1 protein-coding gene is annotated in these 1,031 nt (G+C 40.8%); it reads left to right on the forward strand.

From position 1 onward, the window contains the following. The coding region (locus HPK16_RS16450; protein ID WP_181677979.1) for an ISL3 family transposase at positions 1-1,031 on the forward strand (1,031 nt) is incomplete at both ends.

A 1,031-nucleotide genomic window follows, 5' to 3' on the forward strand; every position in this document is an offset into this window, starting at 1 on the left:
TGCCCTCATTGTCAAACCCGTACAAATCGTATTAAAGATTATCGTACTCACTTGTTTCAACACCTTAAAATGGCCGAGAAACGGGTCTATATTCATTATCGGAAACGACGCTATCACTGCCCTTGTGGTAAAGCATTTGATGAGAAAAATCAAGGAATTGTCACACGCTATCAGCGTTTCTCTACCGCTTGGCATCAGGCTGCTCTGTTTCATAGTATTAGCTCCGCTTCCTTCACTTACACCGCTAAAGCCTATGGAACGACAGCTTCTAAAATCATTCGCTTATTTGATGCCCGTATGGATGCTTTTTCAACACCTCCACTCACCTTACCGAAGATCATTGCTATTGATGAATTTAAAGGAGATACAAATAAAGGCAAATTCCAGTTGATTATTGCCGACCCTGTCACTCGGCGTCCCATTGATATTTTAGAAAATCGTAGTATAAAAACCATCCAACGCTATCTCAGAGAACGAGGACAACAAGTAGAAATTGTGATTATGGATCTAAGCCCAGCATTTAAAAGCGCTGTTCAAAAAGCCCTTGGCAGCCCATTGATTATTGCGGATTCTTTTCATTTTTCCCGCTATATTTATTGGGCATTAACCAAAGTTCGTATTCGGGTACAACAAAAATTCCATGACTATGATCGAAAACGCTGTAAACGCATGAAGGGCCTCTTTTACAAACGGAAACATGACTTAACCTCTGAGCAGTGGACGCTTGTTCAGCGCTATTTAGAATTAGACTCCGATTTACAAACAGCCTATGACATCAAAGAAGCCTATCAGGCTTGGTTTGACACACACAAAGCCCAAGAACGAACCAATGTACGTCACGCGTTACATCAATTCTATGAACTTGTTCGACAAGCCAATATTCCAGAGTTCATTGCCGCTATCGGAACCTTTCAACGCTGGGAAACAGAAATTATTAACGCTTTTATTTACCCACATTTATCTAATGGCTTCGTAGAAGGCATTAACAATCGAACCAAAGTTTTAAAACGTGGCGCTTATGGCTTTCAATG

Origin of the sequence: Paenilisteria rustica (genome assembly GCF_013820765.1) — a bacterium.
Classification (GTDB): domain Bacteria; phylum Bacillota; class Bacilli; order Lactobacillales; family Listeriaceae; genus Listeria_A; species Listeria_A rustica.